We start from the raw sequence: 24,934 nt of genomic DNA on the forward strand, positions 1-24,934 counted from the left end.
CGTGCTCCTCGATCGATGGGTATCTTGCCGCCCACAGTGTATGTTTCTCCTAAAGAAGATAGAGTCTTCTATCGGAGACACGCGATATGCGCTCAACACGACGGAGGTTCCATGCGTTTGATCTCGAGTGGCCAGCACCATGCCACGTTCGAATTCGGTGACTTGCAGGTGATCTCGTTGCGAGACGGGTACATCGACATGCCGCCGACACGGCTGCGCGACGAGGATGGGCGCACGCTCGATGAGCTGCCAGCCGCCGTGCCGCTGGCCGGCGACAACTTGCGGCTGTCGGTCAACGCCTTCTTCGTCACCGACGGCACGCGGTCGGTTCTCATCGACACCGGCGCGTCCAATGTCTGGCACGACCCCACCATGGGATTGATCTACGACGCGCTCGACGAAGCGGGAATCGACCGCGCGCAGGTCACCGATGTGGCCATCACCCACAGGCACGAAGACCACGTGAGCGGCCTGATCGCGCCGGACGGTTCAGAGGCGTTCACCGAACTCGAGCGCGTGTGGATCGGCGCGGGCGACACCTCGGTGTTCGCGGGGCGGCTCGAGCCGATCCGCGACCGGGTCGTACCCGTGTCGGAGAAGGTCGCGATCAACGACTGGACCACCGCGATCCCGACACCGGGCCACACACCCGGTCACACCGTCTACGACATCAGGAGCGGCACCGGCCACCTTCTCGTCTGGGGCGACACCGTTCACGTTCCCACGCTCCAATTCGATCAGCCGAAGGTGTCCTGGGAGCTCGACGGCAACCAGTCCCAGGCCCGCGCCGCGCGAGCGGTCCTCCTCGAACAACTGGCCCAACCAGACCACTTCGTAGCCGGAGCCCACCTCGACTCACCCGGCATCGCCCGCGTAACCCCCTCCGGCGATGGTTATGCGCTGGAATACCTCGCACCACCGATCGGCTGATCGAGCCCGTCGGCTCCGGGCCGCGCTCGCAATGGCGGCAATTCGCACCGCCGCTTGACGGTCGATAGTTGCCTGCAGTAGCCACCGGTACCGATGAGTTTCGGTGTGGAGATTCGTCTCAGGTCATGGGGCGGGCTGTAGATCGGACGGTTTGGAGGAGGCTCTATGACGGATACCGAGGTGCGTAAGGCGATCGAGGCGGAGCGGGGTGAGTTGGCGGATCTGCTCGCGGGGCTGGATGGCGGGCAGTGGGATGCGCCGACGTTGTGCGCGGGGTGGCGGGTGCGGGAGGTCGTCGCGCATATGACCATGCCGTTTCGGCTTTCCACGCCGCGGTTCGCGCTCGAAATGCTCAGGGCGGGTGGGAATTTCAACAAGATGGCCGACAAGAGAGCGCGGGCCGACGCGGCCGTGCTGTCGGCCGAGGAATTGGTGGCCGCGGTGCGGGACAACGTGAATCATCCGTGGAAGCCGCCGGGGGGCGGATTCGCGGGTGCGCTCAGTCATGACGTCATTCACGGTATGGACATCACCGTGGCCTTGGGGCTGGACCGGGTGGTTCCGGCCGATCGGATGCGTCTGGTGCTCGGCGCACTCTCGCCGAGGAGCGTCAATTTCTTCGGCGTCGATCTGGACGGGATCGAGTTGCGGGCCGACGATCTCGATTTCACTTACGGCTCGGGATCGGTGCTCGCCGGCTCGGCGCAGGATCTGCTGCTGGTGTTGTGCGGGCGGAGGCTGCGCGCGGGCAGGCTGCGCGGCGACGCGGCCGAGCGATTTACCGAGGCCGGGTAGTTCGCAATGTGCCGGTGTCACCGTCGAGGCGACACCGGCACGTGACGGATCGGGCTCAGTGCTTGGTCAGCATCTTCGCTTTCAACGCATCGAGGGTCGCACCGTCGATGCCGAGCCCATCACTGAGGAACCGGTCGAACGAGCCGTAAGAGGTCTGAACCTGATCGAAGGCCGCATCCAGGAAGTCGCTCTGCACACCGAGAATCGGCTCCCACAGTGCGCGATCGGTCACCAGCCCCTGGGCGACCAGCGCATCCATCAGCGCCTTGTTCCCGGCCGCCAGGTTGTCGTTGGAATCCAGGAAGTCGTTGTAGATCTGCCCCTTCGGCACATCCAGCGCACTCATCAGGATCGCGGTCATCCAGCCGGTGCGGTCCTTGCCCGCCGTGCAGTGGTACAGCACCGCACCCTGCGCGGCCGCGATATCCTTGAACGCCTGCGCGAATTGGGCGCGTGCGGTCGGATTCGAGACGAACCAGGCGTAGTAGTCGCGCATGATCTGCGCGGCCTTGCCGTCGCCGAGCGCTTCCTGTTGCGCGGCCGGTCCGGCCTGGATCAGACGCGCCACCATGAGGTAGAAGTCGTTGGCGGGATCGTAGACCGGCTGCTCGGTGCGGCGAATGGATGCCGGGAGTTTATCCGGGTCGCGACCGGTTTCGGTGGGGCTGCGGAAGTCGATGACCTGAGTGATGTTGAGCGACACCAGCTTCTGCTGTTCGCTCGCGTCGAGTTTGGCCAGCGCGTCGGATCGGTAGACGACGCCGCTCGCGAGCTTGCTGCCGCCCTTGGCCGGATAACCGCCGATATCACGGGCATTCGGCGCATGCGCCAGCCCCATCGGCCGATCGGCCTGGCCCGGCGATTGCAGCACGGGCGCGGCCGGACCCGATAGCGCCGGGCCCGCCGATGCCGGACCCGCCAGCGTCGGGAGAACGCCGACGAGCACCACGGCGGCAGCCGCGAGAGTGCCGCGGAAAGCGCGCGAATTCTTCACGAGGGGTATTCCTTTCATCATGGGCCGCAAGTGGTCCGCGGCCCAAGCTCGAGTGCCGCTCAGTCGGCCAGCAGCGTGACCGTTCCCGCCGAACCGTCCACGCGCACGCGCTGTCCATCGGACAGGCTGGTGGTGGCGGTCTTGGTGTCGACGACACACGGAATGCCGAACTCGCGCGCGACGATCGCGGCATGCGATGCGGAGCCGCCGATATCGGTGATCACGGCGGCGGCATAGGCGAACATCGCGGTGTGCCCGGTATCGGTTACCGAGGCGACCAGAATGTCGCCGGGCTCGATATCGTCGTCCAGCGACAGCACCAGCTTCACGCGGCCCTCCACCACACCGGCGGATACGCCGATTCCGGTCAGGCTCTCGTCGGCGGCCAAGGCGGGGCCATCGGCGACCGGCTCCCATTGTCCGGCAATGACATCGGGCATCCGAATTCCTTGCAGCCGAAGGCGTTCGGCCCGCCTGCGGGCCACTTTGCCGGCCGCATCCGCCGGCAGGCAGAAGATTTCGTCCAGCGTCAGATAGCAGGCGTCATCGACTTCACGCAGCCGACCCGCGCTGATGAGCCGATCCGCCCGCTCGCGCACGGCAAGTCGCAAGCAGTGGGTGATCCGGACGACCCCGTCGCGCGCACGCTCGCGCGCCACGGTTGCTCCGGCGGCCATCCGGGCCGTACGACTCGGCGACGGATCCACGGGTTCCCGCTTGGGCGCGGGCATTTGCGCGGCGCGGGCGGCGGCACTCACCAAAAGTGCGGGCCGGTCCCCGAAGGTCGGATTGACCAGCTCGCATTCGCCGGGACCGCGGTGCCCGATCTTCGCCAGCTCCGCATCGAGCGCCGCCGCGAAGGCGGGCGACTTCGCGCGTGCCGCGGCGATGTCTCCGGCACGCGCCAACTCGGCGAGATCTGCGTCGGCACGGCACAATTCGGCCAGACGTTCGACCGCGAGCATGGGTTTGGCCGATTCCAAACGGTTCAGATCGATGGGGACCTCGCCCGCGCCCTTACCGCGCGCGTGGATAGCGGTGGCGGCGCCGGTCATCATCACGCCGATCGCCGCGGCCTGCCAAGCCTGGTGCAGGCGATCGCGCCAGAGCAGGGCGCGCACATGCAACTGTTCGTCGGTGAGTGAACGAATCTCGCTGGCGCTCAACGCTTCCGCGTGCGACGCGGCATTGATCAGCTCGGCCGTCTCACTGAAGCGGCGGGCGGTGGCGATGACGCGCGATGTCGCGCGCCCCGTCGCCAGGGTGCTGGCCAATCCGGTCGGCATCGGCGGCTTACCGTGCGGCTGCAGGGCGATCTCGGCCGGAATATTGCCGTACGCGTCGCGGCGGATGCTCTCCTCGTCCCAGCCCGGCATATTCTCGGCGGCCAGCACACCGATCGAGGCATTGATATAGATGTGGTGGCCGAGCACCGTGGTGACCCGACTCGTCCAGTGCTCCAATGCGATTCCGTCGAGCGCGATCATCTGGCCCATGGCCTCGTTGCTGAGGCGGATCGCACCGGCCTGTAGGTCGATGGTCAGCGGGGTCAGCGGGCCGGGCAGCGCCTCGGAGGTGTTGGTGGCGGTGTGCACCGGGTAGCGCTCGTCGACCCGATCGTCGAATTCACCCTCCAGTCCCTCGGGGGCGATATCGGCCAGCGGGTGGTTGTCCGAGGTGTTGGCGCGGGCGGGAATCACATGCGACGGCAATGGAATAGCGCCGCGACGGGTGCGGAAGCCACCGCCATCGGGCTTGCGGCCGATCATGCCGCGCACCAGATCGGCGATCACCTCGCGGGCCGTCCAGCCGCAGCGGAAACCCCATTTCTCCTGTACGACGGTCGGATCCAGCAGTGGCAGACGGCCGGACCAGCCGGGCACCCAGGACGAGTAGCGCACGCCCGCATCTCTCAGCATGCGGCGTACCTCGTCGGTGGTGACCACTCCGGAGGCCGCGAGGTCGACGATCTCCAGCCCGTCTTCGCCGCGACCGGGCGGTAGCGCGGTGGCGGCCAGTACCAGGAAGCGGTCCAGGTCGTCGCTGTGCAGCAGCTGGAATCCGGCGTCGGACTTCGAACCGAGGATCGGCTCCAAAGCGCGGCGGGTTTCGTGACCGATCCGGCGGCCCGCGATCGGCGCGGTGCGCACCAGTACGCCGTCCCCGCCCTGCAATGCGGCCATCGCCTCGGTCTCGGACGGGCGCGCCCAGCGCGCACCGGCGACCACCGGAACCACCATGCGCGCGCCGGCAGCGCGCGCGGCGGCCGCGATCTCGGCGATCCCGCGTCCGGCCAGATGCACGACGCTCGCGCAGCCGTCGATCGCTGACGCGGCGTCGCTGGGATCGCCGGCCGTGAACTCGACCCGCGGATCGATGTAGCGATGCCATTGGCGGTCCAGCCCGGCCACTTCGTGCCCGGCGGCCAACAGCATGCGCGCCACCGCGCGACCGCTCGGCTCGGTGATTCCGGTGACCAGGACCCGCATCGATTTCCTCTCCTCAGTGGCGCCGGAATAGGCAAACGTGACGCCGTTCACACACCATCGCGACTGCGGGACGCGGCGATCGGTTCCAGTCCCACTGACCGGGAGTACCCGGCTCGGCCACCGAGATCATCGATTCCGCTGGCCGATCGCGCGGCGGAACCCTCGAAGCCATGACGGTCCGCAATCCGGTCGCGCCGCGCGCGGCTGCCGAGGTCAACTCCTACGACATCGAGACCGACGTGTTGGTCGTCGGATACGGCTGTGCGGGGGCGTGCGCCGCGTTCGAGGCGGCGACCGTAGGAGCCGAGGTTATGGTGGTCGACCGGGCCGGTGGACCGGGCGGGGCGTCGGCGATGTCGGGCGGCGAGATCTACCTCGGCGGTGGTACGCCGATTCAGCAGGCGTGCGGATTCGACGACAGCCCCGAGCAGATGGCGGCGTTTCTGGTGGCCGCACTCGGGCCGGGTGCGGACGAGCAGAAGATCGTGCACTACAGCGAACACAGCGTTGCGCATTTTCAGTGGCTGGTCGATCGGGGTGTGCCGTTCAAGCCGAGTCTCTGGGATTCGCCCGCGTGGGTGCCGCCGACCGATGACGGGCTCATGTGGCTCGGCGAAAACAGTTGGCCCTTCACCGAACTCGCCACCCCCGCCCCGCGTGGCCACCGGCCTACCGCCAATGACTTCGGCGGCAAATTGCTGCTCGACTGTCTGGTTTCGGCGGCCGAATCCGTCGGCGTGACAGCGCAATACGACACCTACGTGACGAATCTGATTCTGGGCGAGGATGGTTCGGTCGTCGGTGTGGTCGCCCGTCGCTACGGCAGAGAAGTCACCATTCGAGCGCGCCGCGGATGTGTGCTCACCACAGGCGGTTTCGTCGACAACGACGATATGCTCGCCACCCACGCACCCCGGCTGCTCGGCCACACCAAGGTGAGCGCGGGCACCGATGACGGCAGCGGCATCCGGATCGCGCAGGCCGCGGGCGCCGCCGTCCGGCATATGTCGGCCGGTCAGGTCGGCGCCTCACTGATTCCCGGATTCGCCGCGCGCGGCATGATCGTCAACGACCGCGGCCAGCGCTTCGTCAACGAGGACACCTATCCCGGCCGCATCGGCCAGGCCGCGCTGTTCCGCCAGGATATGAACGTGTGGGTGGTGCTCGACGAACAGGGCTACGAGCAGGTGCCCGAACGCGAGCGCTGGGGTGTGCGCCCGACCCATGTCGCGGAGTCGATCGACGAACTCGACGAACTCGTCGGCCTCCCGCCGGGCGCACTCGCCGCCACCATCACCCGCTACAACGAATTCGCCTCGCACGGAACCGATCCCGACTTCCACAAGGCTCGGCGCTGGCTGCGCCCACTGACACCGCCGCTGGCCGCCATCGACGTCAAGGCAGGCGTCCGTCCCCCGTCCGAATCCGGCGACCGCCGCGGCACCGGGGCCTCCGTCTTCACCCTCGGCGGACTGCACACCACGCTCGACGGACACGTCCTCGACCTCGACGCAATCCCCATCCCCGGCCTCTTCGCGGCGGGCCGCGCCAGCTCCGGCCTGCACGGCGAGGGCTACATCAGCGGTACCTCGCTGGGCGACGGCACCTTCTTCGGCCGCAAAGCCGGCGCCGCCGCGGCCCGCAACGGACAGTGAATTCCGCGGAGTCGGCCAGTCGCGCGGCCTGCCGAGCAACCGCACGCGACTTCGACGCAGCCAGCTGCGAAGCCGTCCGCGAATCAGCGAGAAAGGCACCGAAATAAGGCGCGGCCGCCCCCGCTTCCCAGCGCTGGCAAGGTAATCACTTTGCACACGCGGTCATCTGCGGCAAACATGCAGAATCGCTGCTCTTCGGCGTGACGGTGCGGGAAGGTGAGACGGATGCGGCTGATCATGATCGACGATGACGCCGACGGCGGCGACGCCCTGGCAGAGGCGCTCGAACTGCATGGCCATCAGGTGGATCGCAAACACCGCGGCGCCGACCTGCTACTCGCCCACCACGGCTATCACGCCGTCATCCTCGCCCTCGACCTGCCGGATATGGATGGCCTGCAGGTGCTGCGCAAGCTGCGCGAGGTCAGCTCGGTGCCGGTGGTGATTCTCGCCGCACAGGCCGACGAGCGCTCGATCGTGCTCGGATTGCACAGCGGAGCCGACGATTACATTGTGAAGCCCGCGCGCGTCGCCGAGTTGGCAGCCCGGCTGGAGGCGGTGACGCGCCGGGTCGGCGTCGCCAGCGTCGCGCGGGGTAAGACGGTCGTCAGCGAGGACGTCCGGGTGGATCTGGCCGCGCGGCGAGTCGAGGTGGCCGGGCAACTCGTCCCGCTCACCCGGCTGGAGTTCGAGCTGTTGCGGGTACTGGTCGAGCGGCCGGGAATCGCGGTCAGCCGGGAACAATTGATGGATTGCGTCTGGGGCGATTCGCTGCTCGCGGTGTCGCGGAAACTGTATGTGCATATGGCCGCATTGCGCGCCAAACTGGACCGCCCCGAGTTGATCACGAATATCCGCGGCTACGGCTACCGGTGGGGCCCGGATCCCTACGAGACGGCCGCCGCGACGAAATTCCTGCGGGCTGTGTAGACAGCGGGACCTGACCTCCGGGTGTTCCGATCACCGGGACTGCTCCCCGACGCGCCGCCGCGGCGGCCATAGCGTCGGAATCATGGCGCCGTCCGGCGAATCCGAGGAACACAGGAGGAGACCCGCAATGAGGGCAGCATCGCGCAGCGATTCGGTGAGGGGTGGTGGCCGGGAGACGGGCGGGCCAAATAAGGTGCTCGATCGGGTTCGGGATCTGCTCCCGGCGATCCGGGAGCGAGCCGCGGAGACCGATCTGGCGCGGCGGGTTCCCGTGACGAGCATCCGGGAACTGACCGAGGCGGGGGTCTTCCGCATGCTGCAGCCCTCGCGCTTCGGCGGCGACGAGGCCTCGCCGGTCGCGTTCTACGAGGTCATTCGCGCGATCGCGTCGGCATGCCCGTCCACCGGCTGGGTGTCGTCGGTGCTCGGCGTGCACCCGTGGCAGCTCGCGCTGTTCCCGCTGCAGGCGCAGGAGGAGGTGTGGGGCGCGGATTCGGACACGCTGATCTCCTCGTCGTACTCGCCGACCGGTCGCCTCACCCCGGTCGAGGGCGGTTACGAGGTCAGCGGACGGTGGAGTTTCTCCTCCGGCTGCGATCACGCCGAGTGGGCGTTCCTCGGCGCACTGGCACCGGACGAGCACGGCAATCCCAAGGACTATCTGACAATCCTGGTGCCGCGCAACGACTATCAGATCGACGATGTCTGGCACGTGGTCGGCCTGTCCGGCACCGGCAGCAACGATATCGTCATCGACAAGGCCTTTGTGCCGCACCACCGCGCCTACAGCGCCACCGAACAATCGCAGCTGCGCGGCCCGGGACAGGAGGCCAATCCCGCTGCGCTGTACAAGATTCCGTTCGCCGGTGTCTTCTCCAACACCATCACCGCCCCCATTATCGGCGCCGCGCAGGGCGCGTATGAGGCGCATATCGAGCGGATGCGCGAACGGGTGCGGCTGTCCTACGGCGGGCAGAGGGTCGCCGAGGACGAATTCGCGCATGTGCGGGTCGCCCGCGCGGGCTCGGAGATCGACGCGGCCATCCTGCAGATGGAACACAATATCTCCGAGCAATTGCGTTATGCCGAAGCGGGCGAGGAGATTCCGTACGAAATCCGACTGCGCACCCGGCGGGACCAGGTGCGCGGCACCGAGCGCGCGATCCAGGCCATCGAATTGCTGTTCGACAACTCCGGTGGGCACTCGATCCGCAAACCCAATCCGATCGAACGCCATTGGCGTGACGCGCACGCGGGCAGTGTGCACGTGATCAACGATGTCGAGCGGGCCCTGGCCATGTTCGGCCGCGGTGAATTCGGGCTGCCGGTCGAAGATCGGATGGTCTGATGGATGCGGCGCAAACCAGTCGCCATATCACCGTCGACGGGCTGAAACTTCGCTACCACGAGGCGGGTTCGGGTCCGCCGCTGGTGCTGCTGCACGGATCCGGTCCCGGAGTGTCGGGATGGGCCAACTTCGGTGCGAACCTGCCCGTGCTCGCCGAACACTTCCGCTGCCTGATCCTGGACCAGCCCGGTTTCGGCGGGAGCGAGCGACCCGAGGTGTACGAGCGCAATTACCTGCGCATTGCCGCCGATGCGGTGGTCGGGCTGCTCGATCAACTCGAGTTGCCGAGCGTGCACCTGCTCGGCAACTCGATGGGCGGCGCGGTAGCGACGCTGGTGGCGCTCGAACACGGTAAGCGCATCGATCGACTGGTGCTCATGGCGCCCGGCGGCGTCGGTGTCAATGCTTTGGGACCCGAACCGTCCGAAGGGATTCGGCGGCTGCTCGACTTCACCGCCGAACCCACCCGGGAGCGGGTGCTGGCCTGGCTGCGAACCATGGTCTTCGACGAGGCCGTGCTCACCGACGAACTCGTCGACAACCGATTGGCCACGGCCGCGGATCCGGCCGCCATCGCGGCGATCCGCGATGCCTATACGACATTCGCGAATCCCGCCTTCGCGGAAGCGATTCCGCTGTGGGCGCGGCTGCGCGGGCTGCGCAATGAGGTGTTGATGCTGTGGGGTCGCGATGACCGGGTCACCCCGGCCGAGGGTGCGTTGCTGCCCTCGCGCCAGCTGCCCAACGCCGATCTGCGGCTGTTCGGGCGATGCGGGCACTGGGTGCAGATCGAACGCAAGGATGCGTTCGAGCGGGCGGTCATCGATTTCCTGACGTCAGGTCTATAGCGCCAGCGGAGCGGCGTGGGCGCTCTCGTATCCGATCTCGCGGCAATTCGCGAGATCGGTTCGCGGGTTCGGAGTTACAGTCGGGCCCGTGACGTGGACCGCACCCGAAATCACCAGAACCAAGCCGCCCCTGATCGCCGACGAACGGGCCATGCTGCAGTCCTGGCTGGACCTGCACCGTCGAACGCTGCTGTGGAAATGCACGGGGCTCGAGGCCGAGCAGTTGAAGCGTCGCTGCGTCGCACCGTCGACGCTTTCGCTACTCGGCCTGGTCCGCCATCTCGCCGAATGCGAGCGCGGTTGGTTCCGCATCGCAACCCGCGGTGAACCCCTCGAATACCTCTATTGCAGTGCGGACAACCCCAACGGCGACTTCGACGATATCGCCAATGCCGACGCCGCCGCGGATCTCGCGACGCTCCGGACCGAGATCGAGCTGGCCGACACCGCCATCGCCGATCTGCCGCTCGACCACGTCTTCGCTTATCGCGCCAAGGAATTCAGCCTGCGCTGGGTCTATGTGCACATGATCGAGGAATACGCGCGGCACAACGGCCACGCCGATTTCCTGCGCGAACGCATCGACGGCGCGACCGGCGACTGAGCCGCTTTCAGAGCTGGTTGCGGATGGCCCATCCGGCGATCTGCGTCCGCGACGTGAAGCCGAGCTTGGTGAGAATGTGGTCGACGTGGCTCTCCGCGGTGCGGATCGAGATCACCAGTTCGCTCGCGATGTTCTTATTGCTGTAGCCCGCCGCGATCAACCGCGCCACATCCCGCTCACGACGAGTGAGAACATCTGCCGCAACGGATTCCACCGGATGCGCGGCCGGATGTGGTTGGGCGCCGAGAGCATAGTCGACCGCCTCGTCGAGCCCCAGCGCCGCGCCCGCCTCGAACGCGGCGTCGAACTCCTTCTCGCCCATCGCATCACGCACTTGCAGGCGCACCTTGTCGCCGACGAATTCGGTCATCTCATGGGCGAGCCGCTGGGTGCTGCCGCGCCGCACCGTCGAGGCCGCACCCATCAGCCGTGCCGCACGGTTCAGGTCACCGTCGGCGGTCGCCACCCATGCCAGCCCGTCGAATCCGGAGGCCGTCCATACGCACCGGTCGAACAGGCTGAACAGCTCGACGGCCTTGCGTAGATCGTCGATCGCCTTGTCCTGCTGGCCTTTTCGCCAGTGGTTGGTTCCCACCGACCAATGGCCCAACCCGCCGAGCAGGTGCGAGCCGTACTCCTTCGTCTTGGCGAGGAATCGGTCCGCGATGGCGCCGGCGCGTTCGTCGTCGAGCACCAGCGCGCACACGTAGGCGAACGCCAGGCTCTCCATCTCGACTCCGTGGTGTGCGCAGGCTCTGGCCCGGTCCGAGGCGGCCTCGGCGATATCGAGTGCCCGCGTCGGATCGTCGTTGGCGAATGCCAGCAGCGCGGACAGCAGGGCATGTTCGACGAGCACGTCCTTGGCATCGAGTTCCGTCGCGATTTCCAGGCATTCACCGGCGAATCGGGTGGCCGTATCGGGATCGGACAGCATGGCGGCGATCACCGATGCGGCGGCCAGTGCCCGCGCTCGATCCTTCGTGTGGTCGAGATCCTTGTCCAAGGCCTCGAGGAGCCAGCGGTAGCCCTCCAGCAGGAATCGGTAGTGCTCCCAGAACGGCCGCAACTCCGTCGCGATTTCCAGTGCGCGATGGGCGCCTTCCGGATCGGCGAGCGAGAACTGCAGTGCCGCACGCATATTCGGATGTTCGCGGGTGACATCGCGGAACCAGGTGACATCCTCACTGCCCCAGTACGCGGTCCGTCCACGCTGCGCGACCCGATGGTAGTAGTCGCGATGGCGTAGTCGCACCGCCCGCTCACCGCCGTGCGCGACCAGCCGTGCCAAGGCGAACTGGCGCAGCGGCTCGAGCATCGTGTACCGGCCGGTGCCGTCGGCGTCCTGTCGATGGCCGAGGACGGACTTGTCGACCAACCCGGTCAGCGCGTCCAGCAATGCCTCCGGCGGATCGACCACGCAGACCGCCTCCGCGGCCTCGAGATCGAACCCGCCCGCGAAAACCGACAGCTGTTCCCATAGATGCTGTTCATCGGCTGTGCACAGGTCATAGCTCCACCGGATCGCGGCCTCGAGCGTTTGCTGACGCTCCGGCGCGGTGCGCAACCCGGTGGTGAGCAGCCGCATCGCATCGTCCAGGCGCGCCAGCACCTGATCCGGTGTGAAGATCCGCAGCCGCAATGCCGCCAGTTCCAGCGCCAGCGGAATGCCCTCGAGGCGACGGCAGATCGCCGCGAGCGCGCCGCGATTGGCCTCGGTGACCTGAAAGTCGGGGTTCGCGGCGGCGGCCCGATCGATCAGCAGGCGCAGCGCGTCGGTGTCGACCTGGGCCGGGCGATCCTCGTCCACCTCCGGCACCGCGAGCGGCGCCACCGGCATGACCTGCTCCCCCGAGACCCCGAGCGGCTCGCGGCTGGTCGCGAGAATCCGCACATCCGCGGTCGCCGGAATCACCCGGTCCACCAGCGCCGCGCACGCGTCGATCAAGTGCTCGCAGTTGTCCAGGATCAGCAGCAGACTCTTGTCCGCCAGATAGTCGGTCAGGCTCACGACCGGTGACCTGGTGTCATCGCGCAGACCCAAGGTCTGCGCGACGCTCAATGCCACCAGATCCCCGTCGTGCACATGCGCGACCTCGACGAACCACACACCGTCGGGAAAGGCGCGTCGCACCGCCTCCCCGACCCGCCGACTGAGCCGGGTCTTGCCGACCCCGCCCGGCCCGGTCAGGGTGAGCAGGCGGGTGCTGGACAGCAGCTTGCGCGCCGTGGCGACCTCGGCGCCACGACCCACGAAGCTCGTCACCTCAGCGGGGAGGTTCCCTATCTCGTGCCGCACCACGCTGCATACCTTTTCACGTGCCGACGACATCTCGGGCATTTTGACCGAGATGTCGTATTCGCATCGATCCCGCTAACCGGCCACCAGCGAATTCGCGGCGCGAACGACGGCGGCCAACGACGCGGCGAGCACCGAATCGCTGCGTCCACAAGCCCATCCGGTGTGCTCGCCGATGCGGTATTCCAGATACGTGATCGCGGTGCCGTTGTTTCCCGCGCCGATCGACTGCTGGGTCAGGCCGAGCACCTCGACCGGATGGCCGACCCGGGCCAACGCGGCGGTGAGCGCCTCCACCGGGCCGACACCGCGGTATTCGGTGACACCGCCGATGGTGAGCCTGACCTCGGTGAACGCGTCGGCCCCCGTACCGGTGGTCCGCCATTCCTCCAACCCTACCGACTCATTGGCGGTGTCCAGATACGTCGCCTCGAACAACTCGAGAAGTTCGGCGGCGGTGATCTCCAGACCGGTGTCGTCGGTCCGTGCCTGCACATGTCGCGCGAAGTCGATCTGCAGTCGGCGCGGCAGTTCCAGACCGTATTCGGTATGCAGCAGGTACGCGATACCACCCTTTCCGGATTGGGAGTTCACCCGGATCACCGCGTCGTAGCTGCGGCCGATATCCGCGGGATCGATCGGCAAATACGGGACATGCCAATCGAGTTCGCGTTCGGGGACACCGGTGGCGGCGGCGCGGTCACGGTGTTGGGCCATCCCTTTCTTGATCGCGTCCTGATGGGTGCCGGAGAACGCGGTGTGCACGAGATCGCCGACGTACGGATGTCTTTCGTGGATCGGCATGCGCGTGCAGTACTCGACGGTCCGGCGGATCTCGTCGATATCGGAGAAGTCGATCATCGGATCCACGCCCTGAGCATGCAGGTTCAGCGCCAGGGTGGCGATGTCGACATTGCCCGTGCGTTCCCCGTTGCCGAAGACGCAGCCCTCTACGCGCTGAGCTCCGGCAAGGACGGCCAGTTCCGCGCAGGCGATGCCGGTGCCGCGGTCGTTGTGCGGGTGCACGGACAGGATCACGCTGTCGCGCCGGGCCAGGTTCTTGTGCATGTATTCGATCTGGTCGGCGTACACGTTCGGCGTCGCAACCTCCACGGTGGCAGGCAGATTGAGGATCACCGGGCGTTGCGGGGTGGCGTCCCACAGCGTCGTCATGCGGTCACAGATGTCGAGTACGAAATCCGGCTCGGTCAGATTGAAGACCTCGGGCGAGAATTCGAATCGCACATTCGGCAGGTCACCGGCGAATTCGAGCACATCGCGGCCACCGGAGCCGATCAACTCACGCAGTTCGGCAGTGTCCTTGTCCAGCACTATATTTCGCCAGGTGGGCGCGGTGGCCGTGTACATATGGATGACGACCTCGTTGCGGATGCCGCGCACCGACGCCACCGTGCGCTCGATGAGATCGCGGCGGGCCGGGGTGAATACCACGATCGCGACATCCTCGGGTGCGATATCGGTCCGGGCGAGCAGCCGAACGAAATCGAAATCGGTCTGCGATGCGGAGGGATAGCCGACCTCGATCTCCTTGTAGCCCATGGCGACCAGCAGTTCGAAGAACCGCCGCTTGCGCGCCGGATCCATCGGTTCGGCCAGCGCTTGATTGCCGTCACGCAGATCGACCGGCACCCACAGTGGTGCTCGGTCGAGCCGGGCATCGGGCCAATCACGTTGAGTGAGCGGCACTTCCACGCGATGGTAGATATCGCGATAGCGATGCGAGGGCATCTGCGACCGCCGCTGTCTGTTCCAGGCCGGGGCGGCGTCGGCAATCGCGCCGGAGGGCGTGGCGATGGTGGGGAAAGTGGTCATGATTACTGCTTCCTGGTGCCGTCACGTATGGGTGACCGGCCACGACGAAGCCCCACGGCGGGCGGCCGGTCGTTAGGCCCCGCCGTGGCGGCTAAGCAGGAGCATGGTGCGCATGATTGCTAGACTATACACAACTCCTCAGACAAGTAGAGAGGTTCGGATGGTCTCGCAGGTACGGCGTCACCCCCTCGCGGCACAGGCGGCCGAACTACTGCTCACCCGCATCCGAGACGGAGAATGGCCACTGGGACATCGCCTTCCGGGCGAAACGACCCTGGCCGCACAGCTCGGCGTCGGCAGATCGACCCTGCGCGAGGCGATCCGCGAATTGGCGGGCAAGGGCGTTCTCGACAGTCGCCAGGGCGCCGGGGTTTTCGTCACCGCCCTAGATGTCACCGAGGACTGGGACGTCGTGCTGCGCCGCGCCACCATCGCCGCGGTCATCGAGGCCCGCATCGCCATCGAGGCCGAGGCCGCCGCTCTGGCCGCGCAGCGCCGCACCCCCGCCGACCTGCGCGCCATCCGCCGGGCGCTGGCCGCGCGGGAGGCGCACGGCGAACCGGTCGCCGACCATGTGGACGCCGATATGGCCTTCCACCGCGCCGTCATCGTCGCCGCACACAACGATGTGCTCACCCAACTGTTCGACACCTTCCTCCCCCGGATCCGGGTCGCCATGATCGACATGCTCAAGATCCGCCCGGTCCCCTCCGAACCCGCCGACCACGACGCGCACATTCGGCTCACCGATGCGATCGCGCACCGAAATCCCAGTGCCGCAGCCGAATTCAGCCGAACGCATCTGACCACCTTGAAGAACGCGTTCACCTGACCCGCCGCTCGATGGCGCTCACCGAACCGAACGGAGATCTCCCGTGCCCGAAATCCCAGTGCTGCAACTGACCGACGTCACCTTCCGCCGCCAAGGCAAACAGATCATCGACGGCATTTCGCTGACCGTCCGAGCGGGCGAACACTGGGCGCTGCTCGGCCCCAATGGCGCGGGCAAGAGCACCCTGCTCGGCTTCTGCGCCGCGGTCACCTTTCCGACCTCGGGCACCGTCGACATCCTCGGCAAGCGCATGGGCCGCGTCGACCTCGCCCCGCTGCGCCACGCGATCGGGCACGTGAATCCCCGCCATCCACTCCGCTATCCGCTGACCGTCCGGGAAGTCGTGCTCACCGGCATCACCGCCACCATCGACACCCCGATGCGCTGGACGCCGACGCCGGATGACCTGCGCCGCGCCGACGCCATGATCGATACCGTCGGGCTCAAAGGCAAGGCCGAGGAGATCTGGCCGACGCTTTCCCAGGGCGAACGCGGCCGGACCCTGATCGCCCGCGCGCTCATCGCCGAACCGCGCCTGCTGCTGTTCGACGAGCCGTCCACCGGTCTGGATGTGGCGGCGCGCGAGCAACTGCTCGAGACCATCGACGAACTCGGCGAAACCCATCCCGATGTCGCCTCGATTCTGGTCACCCATCATCTGGAAGAGCTGCCGAGCACGACGACCCACGCGCTGCTGATCGCCGATGGTCGAACCGTTGCCGCCGGTCCCGCCGTCGAGACGGTCACGACGGAGACCGTGAGCGCGGCCTTCGACCACCCGGTGGCGGTCCGCTACGACGACGGCCGCTGGACCGCGCGGGCCGCGGTGCGCGCCTGGCCCGCGTAGCACGCCGGTCGATCTGGCCCGCGGCACACACCGTCCGATCTGGCCCGCGGAGCGCCACGCACTACACGCGCCTCGGTGTGCGTCGGCTGCCGCAACCCCGCGCCCTTGCGGCCGTTCCGGTGCGCTCCGCGGCCGGTTCCGGAAGAATTTTCCGGGAGCATGTCGATTCGAGCCCATGCCGTTCGATGCGTTGAGTGAGGGTCGGACGAGCCGGCCACCGAACGAAGGATGGTCAGATGCGACACATGATGTTGATCCGAGTAGACCCGACGGATGCGCCGGTTCCCGACGAGGCGCTGATCGAGCAGGTCAACAAGGTGATCGAGGAGATGACCAAGGCCGGGGTGTTGCTGGACACCGCCGGTCTGCATCCGATCACCGAGGCCACCAAGATCACCCAGACCGGTGGCAAGCAGACCGTGCTCGATGGTCCGTTCACCGAATCGAAGGAGGTCGTCGGCGGGTACTGCCTCCTGCAGACGAAATCGAAGCAGGAGGCGGTGGAATGGAGCTCGCGATTCCTGAGCGTGCACGGACCGGAGTGGGATATCGAGGTGGAGCTTCGCCAGGTCGCCGAGGGGTGATCCGATAGATGAGCCGGTCGCCCGAGCAGATCCGAGACGCCGTCGAAACCGTGTGGCGGATGGAATGGCCGCGCCTGGTCGCCGGGCTGACCCGGATCATCGGTGATATCGACGCCGCCGAGGAACTCGCCCAGGACGCGCTGGTCGTGGCCCTGGAACAGTGGCCGCACGACGGTGTGCCGCCGAATCCGGGCGGCTGGCTCATGCTCACCGCGAAACATCGGGCGATCGATCGGGTGCGACGCGATCAGAACCTCGCGCGGAAGCTGACCCTGGTCGGTCATGAACTGCGGACCGGTCCGGAGCCCGAGGCGGCGGAGGACATCGAAGACGATCTGTTGCGCATGATCTTCACGGCGTGTCATCCGGTGCTGTCGCCACCAGCCCGGGTGGCATTGACGCTGCGTTTGCTCGGCGGATTGACCACCGAGGAGATCGCGCGCGCCTTTGTCGTATCGGAATCGACTGTCGCCCAACGCATTGTGCGCGCCAAGCGCACCATCGCGGCCAGACACGTCCCGTATGCGGTGCCGCACGGTGACGAGCTGGCCAGGCGCTTGGATTCGGTGCTGGAGGTCGTCTACCTGATCTTCAACGAAGGCTATTCGGCGACGGCGGGCGATGATTGGATCCGCGTCGAATTGTGTCAGGACGCATTGCGATTGGCGCGAATGCTGGCGAATCTGCTGCCCGACGAACCGGAGACCGACGGCCTGGCCGCACTGCTGGAATTACAGGCCTCGCGCTCGGCCGCGCGGATGGGCGCGACGAAGACCGTTGTCCTGCTGGCGGATCAGCAGCGTTCCCGATGGGATCCGCTGCTGATCCGACGTGGCTTCGCCGCACTCGGCCGCGCCCACGCGGCCAGCCGCGATCGCGGGCTACGGCCGGGCCGTTATGCGCTGCAAGCCGCGATCGCCGCCGTGCATGCCATGGCGCCGAGCGCCGAGGAGACCGATTGGCGGCGCATCGCGGGCCTGTACGCGGTGCTCGCCGAACGCTTTCCGTCACCGATCGTCGAACTGAATCGGGCCGTCGCGGTCAGCATGGTGCACGGGCCCGCCGCGGGTCTCGATCTCGTCGACGCGCTCGTCGCCACCGGTACGTTGGACAACTATCACCTGCTCCCGGCCGTACGCGGCGACCTGCTCGACCGGCTCGGTCGACAGGACGAGGCGCGCGCCGAATTCGCCCGTGCGGCGGAGCTGACCGGGAACAATGCCGAACAGGCGCTGCTACTGGATCGCATGGCTGGATGCGAATAGACATGCAGGATGCGGAAGTTCACCGGATGGTCCCCGCCTGCCTACCGGCTACCCCTCGGCGCGCGCCTCGGCCTCGGCCAGTTCCTTCAGCGTCAGCAGCTGCTTGCGCATCATCAGCACGTCGCCGAGCGCCAAAGCGCGGGCGATGATCCACGGTGCGCCGCAATGCATTCGGACCGTCAAGCGGGTGCCGGTCCCTTCCGGTCGCACGGCGTAGGTGACGCAGACCTTTCCGGACACCAGGGTGATATGGCGGCACAGCACGAACGAGACGAGCGTGAAAGCGGACATGAACCGCTGTCCCACTTCGAGTTCGGTGAGCGCCGGATCGCGCTGGCGCGGACTGCGCCTGCCGAAATTGTCCAGCAGGTCGTAACTGTATGGCGCGACCCGCAATTGACACAGCCAGCCGTAGACCACGCTCGGCGGCGCATCGATGCTGATGGCCCGATCCGCCTGCACCCCACCGGGTTGCACATCGTCACAGGGCAGCGGATGCTCGCGTTCGGCTTCGGTCGCGCCCCAGACCAGTCCCGGAATCATGCCGCGGCCGCGATTCGCCGGAGCATATCGCGCACCACGATCTTGTGAGCTCCGGTGCCGATCACCAACGCGCGGTAGATCTTTCCGTGCAGGCCCGGAAATTCGGCCCAGCTCCGTGCGCGCACCAGCGTCCGGCTCGGCCCTTGCTCATCGAGTTCGAAGACCAGCGTATAGCGCGCGAACCAGTGCCGTCCCCGAAGCGCCAGCCGACTCGGCTCCTCGGCCGCATCCAGCACGAAACCGGTCGGGGCCTTGGACGGATCGTTCGGATCCTTACAGATGACTTTCAGCAAGGCTTTCCACGCCCGATCGCGATTCGCGTCTACCGATCTGGCATGCTCATCTATGTAGGGCAATCGCTCCATATAGAAGGAACGTACTAGTACATGGCGCCACCCCGCAAGCACGACACCGACGTGATCCTCGACGCAGCGCGCACCCTCGTACTCACCGACGGTCCCCGCGCCGCCAGCGTAGCGGCGATCGCGGCGGCCAGCGGCGCGCCGGTCGGAACGCTCTATCACCGCTTCGGCAATCGCAACGGCGTGCTGACCGCGGCCTGGCTGCGCGCGCTCGAACGCTTCCAGGAACGCGTCAAGGCGGCCGCCGCCGACCCGGATCCGGTCGAGGCCGCAGTAGCAATGGCCGTGGCGAGCATCCACTTCGGGCGCGAATTACCTGACGACGCAAGGCTTTTACTGAACCTACGTCCCAGCGACCTACTCGACGGCGGACCGGACGCGGAGTTCCGCGCCCGCCTCGATCACATGAACGCCCCCCTCATCGACCACCTCCGCCGCATCGCCACCGCCCTCTTCGGCCGCGACGGCGACCGCGAAATCGACGCCATCAGCCGCGCGGTAGTAGACCTCCCCTACGCCGCCCTACGCCGCCACGCCCACTCCCCCACCCTCCCCACCTGGCTCGAAGCCGACCTAACCACCGCCGCCCGGGCCCTGCTCGAGTCCTACCGCCCCTGATACCGCAACGGCATTCGGGTGATTCTTCCGTTGGGGTTTGCGCTTCGACTCAGGTCGGCATCGCCGACCTGAGCCTCCGCGTGCTGGATATCCGGCAGAACCGGACTACGCGGTCACGGACTGACGGAAGAGCTGGTTGTCGGTGTCGTGGCGGGTGAATTGAATCAGCTGCGCCAGATTGTTCGTCGACCCGCCCTGCACGTCGAGTACCTTGCCGCTGTGCTTCGCCACGAACGCGAAATACCCCGGCTCGACCTGCACCATCTTGAACTTCTGGTTATCGCCGTTGTGCCACTGGTACTGGATTATCGGCGCCGAATCGTCCATCGACGCATCCTTGACGTCCAGCACTTTGAGACTGCTCTTGCAGATGATCCGGACGAAGCCATCGCCGAGCGGTTCGATATGCCAGCGCTGGTTGTCGCCGTCATGCCACTCGAACTGGATGATCGGCGCCAGATCGTCCATCGACCCGCCCTTTACGTCGAGCACCTTGCCGCTCTTCTTCACAATCAGCGGCTGGTAATCGGATTCCAGGTCAATGTCGGTTGGTGCGGCCAGCATGGTCGTCATCGTGAGAGTCCTTTCATTCGCGCGTAGCACGTCGGCTACGGTTTGGATGATTTCTCCCGCAACTTCCACTCCGGATCAGCGTGGCAAGTTCGCAAGCGCTTCCGCAGAAGGTGCACGTTTCGCGATGTGATTCGGACTTCCCTGCGTCAGTTCTACTTGCGGCCCCACCCGCTGTCCGTGATCCAGCCTAGCTCACTCATCAGACCCGCCGATATGCGATCGGCGAAGAATCCGTTTCGATCTTTTTCAACCGCCTGTCAACGTCGCAACGGCGACCGCAATGCATGACCGGCGCCGCGCAGCGAGGTCGAACAGCCCGAACCATTGGGAGACGCGACCTAGCGCGGCTTCACCCCTGTGGAATGCGCCAGAAACGACAGTGCCTCTGCCGGAAAGAGTTCGCGCGGAAGCACTCGAAGGCTCGACTGATCGGATACCGCCACGGTGTGCTCCTGGACCCGAATCCTCTTGATCCGACCGTAGGGGTAGGTCACCGACTCGACGGCAGTCGTCAACTCCAGACCGTCGCTCAGGTACCGGAGTTGCAGTACCGCACCAGGATTCGCATACCGCCGCACTCGGGGCGAGCCGCGCCGAACTTCCAGCAGCGACAACACCGCCAGGACCACCAGCACGCCCACGTAGCTCGCGATAGCCGTCACCGCCACGGCGAAACCGCTGGTCCAGGTGTAATACTGACCGGGCGAACCAGACCGCGAAATCAGATACCGGATGAGGCGGTAACCCGTGATGACGGCGGTGACACCCGCGGCGATCAGCCACACCTCGGGCCCGCGCCATTTCAGCGCCAGTTCGTCACGGGTAATCCGCACCGCGGTCTGCGGCCCGGCCGTGCAGCGCACGACCATCGCACCAGCCTGATCGCGATACATCGACGCTCGACCGGAATCCAACGCCAACCTCCCTGTCCGAGAGGCTGTACTTTACACTCGCACAACAGATTACGCCCAACATCCGATCCAGGATCGAGAGCGCGGGCTGCTCACCGGTGTCCCGGTATCGCGGTGCGTCGACCGTCGCGTCAGCGCACGAGCCAGACGAGGCGCGTCGGGTTGTCCTGCGTTCCGCGGTCGACGCTTCCGACGACCGAGTCGATGAACTCGAGAGCACGGATGCCAGCGGCTACGACGATCGCTTCACTCCCCGGCGACGAGTTCGGGGGTGAGTTCGTCGAGGGTGTCGATGACCTCGGCGGCCAGGGCGAGGGCGTCGGGTGCGGGTGGGTACTCCGGGCGCGGGGCCGCGATGACGCGCATTCCGGCTGCGTGCGCCGCGCGCAGACCATTGCTCGAATCCTCGACGGCCGCGCATTCGGTGGACTTGTGGCGCAGGAACGCGGCCGCCGCGACATACACATCGGGCGCGGGCTTGCCCCGATCGACCTCCTCGGTCGAGAAGGTGACACCGAAGAATTCGATCAGCCCGGTGCGGCCGAGCACGGTATTGATCAGGGTCCGCGGCGACGAGCTCGCGACCGCCAGCGGCCAATGCTCACTGATGCGCTGCACCGCCTCGACCGCGCCCGGCAGCAGCGGCACGGACTTCTCGTAGTGCTCGGCCATCCGTTCGATCACATCATTGGCCACGGTGTCCGGTGTCTCACCGACCCCGAGCTCACCACTGAGATAGTCCGACCACTCCCCCGTGCTCATCCCCATCAACCGCTGCTGTGTATCCGGTAGCCACCGCCCGCCCTTCTCCGCGACATAGCCGCGGCGCACCTGCTCCCACACCGGCTCCGAATCGATCAGAACGCCGTCCATATCAAACACAACTGCCGCAATGTGCATCCGGGACAAAGCCTTTCGCCAGCAACACCGATCAGGTGACGACCCGATGGCCAACCCATCGACCCGCCCCGCGGTGGGGGTTTTCGGAAGACCTGATGAAGAACGTGTACCCACACTAGGCCAGCTCATCCCCCGCTCGCACCCTGCCGTCATATCGCCGGACCAGAACCCGCCCAACCACGCCCCATTCCCCCGCCCGCACACCCGATGCCGAGCGTCACGCACCCTCGCCCGCTCAGATCACCACCTCATGCCGATCCGCCCGATGCGACCGCCGGTACTCACTCGGCGAAATCCCCACCTCCCGGCCGAAATGCGCACGCAAATTGGCCGCACTCCCCAACCCGCACCGCGCCGCGACCACATCGACCGGCAAGTCGGTGCCCTCGAGGAATTCCCTTGCGCGGATGAGCCTTTGGGTCAACAACCACTGTAAAGGCGTGCCACCGAGTTCGGCGTGGAAGCGGCGGGCCATGGTGCGTTCGCTCATGCTGGCGTGTTTGGCGAGATCGGCGACCGTCAACGGTTGTTCGAGGTGGTTCAGCGCCCACTGGAGTGTCGCGGCGAGGCCGGAATCGCTCGAGCAGGCGGGTACCGGGGATTCGAGATATTGCGCTTGGCCGCCTGCCCGGTGCGGCGGCACCACCAGGTTCCGCGCGGCCGCGTTGGCGGCCTGCGAGCCGAGATCCTTGCGGATGAGGTGGATGCACAGATCCATCCCCGCCATGGTGCCCGCGCTGGTGCAGATCTGGCCGTCGTCGATATAGAGCACCGTCGGGTCGACATCGATATCGGGATAGCGCTCGATCAGTGCGGGCACATGCTTCCAGTGTGTGGCGGCGCGACGGCCTTCGAGCAATCCGGCGGCGGCGAGGATGAACGCGCCCGAGCACAGTGACACGATCCGCGCGCCGCGCTCGTAGGCGGCCCGCACCGCCTCGATCAGGTCGGCGGGCGGGTCTTCGCGCACATCTGGGGTGGAGGGGACGATCACCGTATCGGCCGCGATCAGGTCGTCGTAGTCGTGGTCGGTCAATGCCACGAACGGGTCCCGCAGCGTGGCATGGCGGGTGTCGCGCGGACCGCACAGCTTGAACTCGTACCACCGCGACCCGTCGACGCCCGGCGGCGGTTCGAAGAACACCTGATATGGAATCGCCACCTCGAACAGCGGCTGACCGGGCGCGACGGCGACGGCCAAGGTTCCTGGACCCGGCGCTTTCGTCTGCATGGCAGTAATCTAGCGCATGTTGGCATTCCTGACACTCGTCCCATGAATCGCCGCCGCACATAGTCGATTTCATGCAAACGATCACCGCGGACCAAACGCGGCCCGAAGCGAAAACACCGATCGAATCACCGAATCCCCGTCGCTGGCGCGTGCTCGCGGTCGCATCCATCGCCCAATATCTGGCCATCCTCGACCTGCTCGTGGTCACCGTCGCCTTTCCGACGCTGCAATCCTCCTTCGGCAACGCCTCGGTCGGCGCGGTCTCCTGGGTGCTCAACGCCTACACGATCGTGATGGCGGCACTGCTGGTCCCGGCAGGACGCCTCGCCGACGACACCAGCCGCAAGCGCGGTTTCCTCGGGGGCATCGCCCTGTTCGGGTTGGCCTCCATCGCCTGCGGGCTGGCGCCGAATCTGGCCGCGCTCATAGCCGCCCGGGTGGTCCAGGCCATTGCCGCGGCGATCCTGATCCCGACCGGACTCGGACTCGTGCTGCCGTCCTTCGCCAAACGCGAACATCCGACCGTCATGGGCATCTGGACCGCCATCGCGGCCGCCGGCGCGAGCAGCGGTCCGGTGCTGGGCGGCCTGCTCCTACAGGCCGGGTGGCGCTGGATCTTCTTCCTGAATGTGCCGTTCACCGTGGCGGCCTTCCTCTTCGGACTGCGCGTGCTGCCCGATATCCGCCAGCAAGCCCACCGCCGACTCGACATGCTCGGCGCCGCAATGATTCTCGGCACCACCGCCGCGTTCACCACGGCGTTCGTGCAGGCATCGGACTGGGGATACACCTCCGCCGCCACGCTGGCCTGCCTGCTCGCCGCAATACTGCTGACCGCGCTGTTCGCCGCGCACATGCGCCGCCATCCGGATCCGGTGGTGAGCCCGGTCGTCTTGCGGCACAAGATTTTCCGCATCGCCACCCTGGGAGTCTTCTGCTACTACCTGGCGTTCGCGGCCCTGCTCCTCGAGGCCACTATGTTCCTCACCGAACACTGGCACTACTCGGTCCTGCGGGCCGCCATGGCGGTCGCGCCGATCCCGCTCAGTTGCCTTGTGCTGTCGCCCTTTTCGGGCCGTTTCGTCAACCGGTTCGGCGCGCGCACTTCGGCCGCACTCGGCGGCGCCACCATCGCGATCGGTTCGGGATGGTGGGCACTCACCGCGGGCGCGACAACCGACTACGCCGTCATGTTCCTCCCCGGCGCCATCCTCGCGGGCGCGAGCACCGCACTGCTGCAGCCGCCGCTGTTCGGCGCCTCGGCCCTGCTGCCCGCCGATCAGATCTCCCTGGCGTCCGGCACCCTCATGATGGCCCGCCAAACCAGTTCCGCCCTCGGCGTCGCCATCGTCACCGCCATCCTCGGCCGCACCGCGCATCCGGACCTGGCCGACTTCCGGGCCGGGTGGCTGTACATGGTGGCGGTCGGCGCACTGGCCACCGCGGCGGGCATCGCCTACCGGCCCGGCCACACAGGCCAGCACCAGCCATAAAGATCCGCTCGATGGGCCCATCGCGTGAGCCCGCCGCGAGCATTCGGCGGGCA

23 protein-coding genes are annotated in these 24,934 nt (G+C 66.8%); 13 read left to right on the plus strand and 10 right to left on the minus strand.

The annotated features are described in order from the left end of the window. Positions 1 to 15: 15 nt before the first annotated feature. Positions 16 to 930: an MBL fold metallo-hydrolase gene (locus tag ACHQ4I_RS23970; RefSeq protein WP_420774040.1), complete on the plus strand. Its 915-nt coding sequence runs from the start codon at positions 16 to 18 to the stop codon at positions 928 to 930. Positions 931 to 1,095: 165 nt separating this feature from the next. Then, positions 1,096 to 1,725, plus strand: coding sequence for a maleylpyruvate isomerase family mycothiol-dependent enzyme (locus ACHQ4I_RS23975; protein WP_420774041.1), 630 nt, complete (start codon positions 1,096 to 1,098; stop codon positions 1,723 to 1,725). A 55-nt stretch (positions 1,726 to 1,780) separates the two neighbouring features. Here ACHQ4I_RS23975 and ACHQ4I_RS23980 read toward each other — a convergent pair whose 3' ends face one another. Together ACHQ4I_RS23980 and ACHQ4I_RS23985 are read right to left on the minus strand one after the other, a co-directional pair. Next, entirely contained in the window at positions 1,781 to 2,719 is a 939-nt protein-coding gene (locus ACHQ4I_RS23980) for a tyrosine-protein phosphatase (protein ID WP_420774042.1), read from the minus strand. A 59-nt stretch (positions 2,720 to 2,778) separates the two neighbouring features. Then, positions 2,779 to 5,208, minus strand: a complete 2,430-nt coding sequence (locus ACHQ4I_RS23985) for a PEP-utilizing enzyme (protein ID WP_420774043.1) — start codon at positions 5,206 to 5,208, stop codon at positions 2,779 to 2,781. A gap of 170 nt (positions 5,209 to 5,378) precedes the next feature. Between ACHQ4I_RS23985 and ACHQ4I_RS23990 the strand changes: the two genes are divergently transcribed. The 5 genes from ACHQ4I_RS23990 (at position 5,379) to ACHQ4I_RS24010 (ending at position 10,593) form a co-directional block, all read left to right on the plus strand. Next, entirely contained in the window at positions 5,379 to 6,863 is a 1,485-nt protein-coding gene (locus tag ACHQ4I_RS23990; RefSeq protein WP_420774044.1) for an FAD-dependent oxidoreductase, read from the plus strand. A gap of 225 nt (positions 6,864 to 7,088) precedes the next feature. Continuing rightward, the gene (locus ACHQ4I_RS23995; RefSeq protein WP_420774045.1) at positions 7,089 to 7,793 is read left to right on the plus strand and encodes a response regulator transcription factor; all 705 of its coding nucleotides are present in this window, start codon (positions 7,089 to 7,091) and stop codon (positions 7,791 to 7,793) included. Positions 7,794 to 7,920: 127 nt separating this feature from the next. After that, positions 7,921 to 9,141 carry a 3-hydroxy-9,10-secoandrosta-1,3,5(10)-triene-9,17-dione monooxygenase oxygenase subunit gene (gene hsaA / locus ACHQ4I_RS24000; protein ID WP_420774046.1) on the plus strand — a complete coding sequence of 407 codons (1,221 nt, stop codon included), beginning with the start codon at positions 7,921 to 7,923 and terminating at the stop codon, positions 9,139 to 9,141. Further along, on the plus strand, positions 9,141 to 9,989 hold the full coding sequence (locus ACHQ4I_RS24005; protein WP_420774047.1) for an alpha/beta fold hydrolase: 849 nt from the start codon (positions 9,141 to 9,143) through the stop codon (positions 9,987 to 9,989). The genes hsaA and ACHQ4I_RS24005 overlap by 1 nt, the downstream gene beginning before the upstream one ends. An 88-nt stretch (positions 9,990 to 10,077) precedes the next feature. Continuing rightward, the gene (locus ACHQ4I_RS24010; protein ID WP_420774048.1) at positions 10,078 to 10,593 is read left to right on the plus strand and encodes a DinB family protein; all 516 of its coding nucleotides are present in this window, start codon (positions 10,078 to 10,080) and stop codon (positions 10,591 to 10,593) included. Positions 10,594 to 10,600: 7 nt separating this feature from the next. On the opposite strand, the gene ACHQ4I_RS24015 is transcribed toward ACHQ4I_RS24010, so the two are convergent. Together ACHQ4I_RS24015 and ACHQ4I_RS24020 are read right to left on the minus strand one after the other, a co-directional pair. Next, the gene (locus ACHQ4I_RS24015; protein ID WP_420774049.1) at positions 10,601 to 12,922 is read right to left on the minus strand and encodes an ATP-binding protein; all 2,322 of its coding nucleotides are present in this window, start codon (positions 12,920 to 12,922) and stop codon (positions 10,601 to 10,603) included. Between the two features lie 42 nt (positions 12,923 to 12,964). Continuing rightward, complete coding sequence (locus ACHQ4I_RS24020; protein WP_420774050.1) at positions 12,965 to 14,722, minus strand: 2-isopropylmalate synthase; 1,758 nt, start codon at positions 14,720 to 14,722, stop codon at positions 12,965 to 12,967. Positions 14,723 to 14,882: 160 nt separating this feature from the next. Between ACHQ4I_RS24020 and ACHQ4I_RS24025 the strand changes: the two genes are divergently transcribed. The 4 genes from ACHQ4I_RS24025 (at position 14,883) to ACHQ4I_RS24040 (ending at position 18,250) form a co-directional block, all read left to right on the plus strand. Further along, positions 14,883 to 15,554 (plus strand): FadR/GntR family transcriptional regulator, encoded by a 672-nt coding sequence (locus ACHQ4I_RS24025; protein WP_420774051.1) that lies wholly within the window; start codon positions 14,883 to 14,885, stop codon positions 15,552 to 15,554. A gap of 43 nt (positions 15,555 to 15,597) precedes the next feature. Next, complete coding sequence (locus ACHQ4I_RS24030) at positions 15,598 to 16,401, plus strand: ABC transporter ATP-binding protein (protein ID WP_420774052.1); 804 nt, start codon at positions 15,598 to 15,600, stop codon at positions 16,399 to 16,401. Between the two features lie 236 nt (positions 16,402 to 16,637). Further along, entirely contained in the window at positions 16,638 to 16,985 is a 348-nt protein-coding gene (locus ACHQ4I_RS24035; protein ID WP_420774053.1) for a YciI family protein, read from the plus strand. An 8-nt stretch (positions 16,986 to 16,993) separates the two neighbouring features. After that, the gene (locus tag ACHQ4I_RS24040) at positions 16,994 to 18,250 is read left to right on the plus strand and encodes an RNA polymerase sigma factor (protein WP_420774054.1); all 1,257 of its coding nucleotides are present in this window, start codon (positions 16,994 to 16,996) and stop codon (positions 18,248 to 18,250) included. 48 nt (positions 18,251 to 18,298) lie between these two features. On the opposite strand, the gene ACHQ4I_RS24045 is transcribed toward ACHQ4I_RS24040, so the two are convergent. Both ACHQ4I_RS24045 and ACHQ4I_RS24050 read right to left on the minus strand, forming a co-directional pair. Next, the gene (locus ACHQ4I_RS24045; RefSeq protein WP_420774055.1) at positions 18,299 to 18,793 is read right to left on the minus strand and encodes a hypothetical protein; all 495 of its coding nucleotides are present in this window, start codon (positions 18,791 to 18,793) and stop codon (positions 18,299 to 18,301) included. Next, positions 18,790 to 19,158 carry a hypothetical protein gene (locus ACHQ4I_RS24050; RefSeq protein WP_420774056.1) on the minus strand — a complete coding sequence of 123 codons (369 nt, stop codon included), beginning with the start codon at positions 19,156 to 19,158 and terminating at the stop codon, positions 18,790 to 18,792. The genes ACHQ4I_RS24045 and ACHQ4I_RS24050 overlap by 4 nt, the downstream gene beginning before the upstream one ends. A gap of 21 nt (positions 19,159 to 19,179) precedes the next feature. Here ACHQ4I_RS24050 and ACHQ4I_RS24055 point away from each other — a divergent pair, with 21 nt between their 5' ends. Further along, positions 19,180 to 19,773, plus strand: coding sequence for a TetR/AcrR family transcriptional regulator (locus ACHQ4I_RS24055; RefSeq protein WP_420774057.1), 594 nt, complete (start codon positions 19,180 to 19,182; stop codon positions 19,771 to 19,773). Between the two features lie 105 nt (positions 19,774 to 19,878). On the opposite strand, the gene ACHQ4I_RS24060 is transcribed toward ACHQ4I_RS24055, so the two are convergent. From ACHQ4I_RS24060 to ACHQ4I_RS24075, 4 genes are all read right to left on the minus strand, one after another. After that, positions 19,879 to 20,346: an RICIN domain-containing protein gene (locus ACHQ4I_RS24060; protein ID WP_420774058.1), complete on the minus strand. Its 468-nt coding sequence runs from the start codon at positions 20,344 to 20,346 to the stop codon at positions 19,879 to 19,881. 338 nt (positions 20,347 to 20,684) lie between these two features. Then, the gene (locus ACHQ4I_RS24065) at positions 20,685 to 21,260 is read right to left on the minus strand and encodes a hypothetical protein (protein WP_420774059.1); all 576 of its coding nucleotides are present in this window, start codon (positions 21,258 to 21,260) and stop codon (positions 20,685 to 20,687) included. Between the two features lie 243 nt (positions 21,261 to 21,503). Further along, complete coding sequence (locus ACHQ4I_RS24070; RefSeq protein WP_420774060.1) at positions 21,504 to 22,157, minus strand: HAD family hydrolase; 654 nt, start codon at positions 22,155 to 22,157, stop codon at positions 21,504 to 21,506. A 235-nt stretch (positions 22,158 to 22,392) separates the two neighbouring features. Beyond that, on the minus strand, positions 22,393 to 23,388 hold the full coding sequence (locus tag ACHQ4I_RS24075; protein WP_420774061.1) for a GlxA family transcriptional regulator: 996 nt from the start codon (positions 23,386 to 23,388) through the stop codon (positions 22,393 to 22,395). A 71-nt stretch (positions 23,389 to 23,459) separates the two neighbouring features. Here ACHQ4I_RS24075 and ACHQ4I_RS24080 point away from each other — a divergent pair, with 71 nt between their 5' ends. Next, positions 23,460 to 24,881 carry an MFS transporter gene (locus ACHQ4I_RS24080; RefSeq protein WP_420774062.1) on the plus strand — a complete coding sequence of 474 codons (1,422 nt, stop codon included), beginning with the start codon at positions 23,460 to 23,462 and terminating at the stop codon, positions 24,879 to 24,881. The last annotated feature ends 53 nt before the right edge of the window (positions 24,882 to 24,934 follow it).

Source organism: Nocardia nepalensis (assembly GCF_048910785.1).
In the GTDB taxonomy this organism is placed as follows: Bacteria; Actinomycetota; Actinomycetes; order Mycobacteriales; family Mycobacteriaceae; genus Nocardia; species Nocardia nepalensis.

Bases quoted from the DNA above. Each gene is read 5' to 3' on its own strand.
- ACHQ4I_RS24050 (WP_420774056.1), bottom strand. From the start codon at position 19,158: ATGGAGCGATTGCCCTACATAGATGAGCATGCCAGATCGGTAGACGCG.
- ACHQ4I_RS24075 (WP_420774061.1), bottom strand. From the start codon at position 23,388: ATGCAGACGAAAGCGCCGGGTCCAGGAACCTTGGCCGTCGCCGTCGCG.
- ACHQ4I_RS23990 (WP_420774044.1), top strand. From the start codon at position 5,379: ATGACGGTCCGCAATCCGGTCGCGCCGCGCGCGGCTGCCGAGGTCAAC.
- ACHQ4I_RS24040 (WP_420774054.1), top strand. From the start codon at position 16,994: ATGAGCCGGTCGCCCGAGCAGATCCGAGACGCCGTCGAAACCGTGTGG.
- ACHQ4I_RS24055 (WP_420774057.1), top strand. From the start codon at position 19,180: ATGGCGCCACCCCGCAAGCACGACACCGACGTGATCCTCGACGCAGCG.
- ACHQ4I_RS24070 (WP_420774060.1), bottom strand. From the start codon at position 22,157: ATGCACATTGCGGCAGTTGTGTTTGATATGGACGGCGTTCTGATCGAT.
- ACHQ4I_RS23975 (WP_420774041.1), top strand. From the start codon at position 1,096: ATGACGGATACCGAGGTGCGTAAGGCGATCGAGGCGGAGCGGGGTGAG.
- ACHQ4I_RS24060 (WP_420774058.1), bottom strand. From the start codon at position 20,346: ATGACGACCATGCTGGCCGCACCAACCGACATTGACCTGGAATCCGAT.
- ACHQ4I_RS24080 (WP_420774062.1), top strand. From the start codon at position 23,460: ATGCAAACGATCACCGCGGACCAAACGCGGCCCGAAGCGAAAACACCG.
- ACHQ4I_RS24005 (WP_420774047.1), top strand. From the start codon at position 9,141: ATGGATGCGGCGCAAACCAGTCGCCATATCACCGTCGACGGGCTGAAA.
- ACHQ4I_RS23970 (WP_420774040.1), top strand. From the start codon at position 16: ATGGGTATCTTGCCGCCCACAGTGTATGTTTCTCCTAAAGAAGATAGA.
- ACHQ4I_RS24045 (WP_420774055.1), bottom strand. From the start codon at position 18,793: ATGATTCCGGGACTGGTCTGGGGCGCGACCGAAGCCGAACGCGAGCAT.
- ACHQ4I_RS23985 (WP_420774043.1), bottom strand. From the start codon at position 5,208: ATGCGGGTCCTGGTCACCGGAATCACCGAGCCGAGCGGTCGCGCGGTG.
- ACHQ4I_RS24015 (WP_420774049.1), bottom strand. From the start codon at position 12,922: ATGTCGTCGGCACGTGAAAAGGTATGCAGCGTGGTGCGGCACGAGATA.
- ACHQ4I_RS24025 (WP_420774051.1), top strand. From the start codon at position 14,883: ATGGTCTCGCAGGTACGGCGTCACCCCCTCGCGGCACAGGCGGCCGAA.
- ACHQ4I_RS24020 (WP_420774050.1), bottom strand. From the start codon at position 14,722: ATGACCACTTTCCCCACCATCGCCACGCCCTCCGGCGCGATTGCCGAC.
- hsaA (WP_420774046.1), top strand. From the start codon at position 7,921: ATGAGGGCAGCATCGCGCAGCGATTCGGTGAGGGGTGGTGGCCGGGAG.
- ACHQ4I_RS23995 (WP_420774045.1), top strand. From the start codon at position 7,089: ATGCGGCTGATCATGATCGACGATGACGCCGACGGCGGCGACGCCCTG.
- ACHQ4I_RS24035 (WP_420774053.1), top strand. From the start codon at position 16,638: ATGCGACACATGATGTTGATCCGAGTAGACCCGACGGATGCGCCGGTT.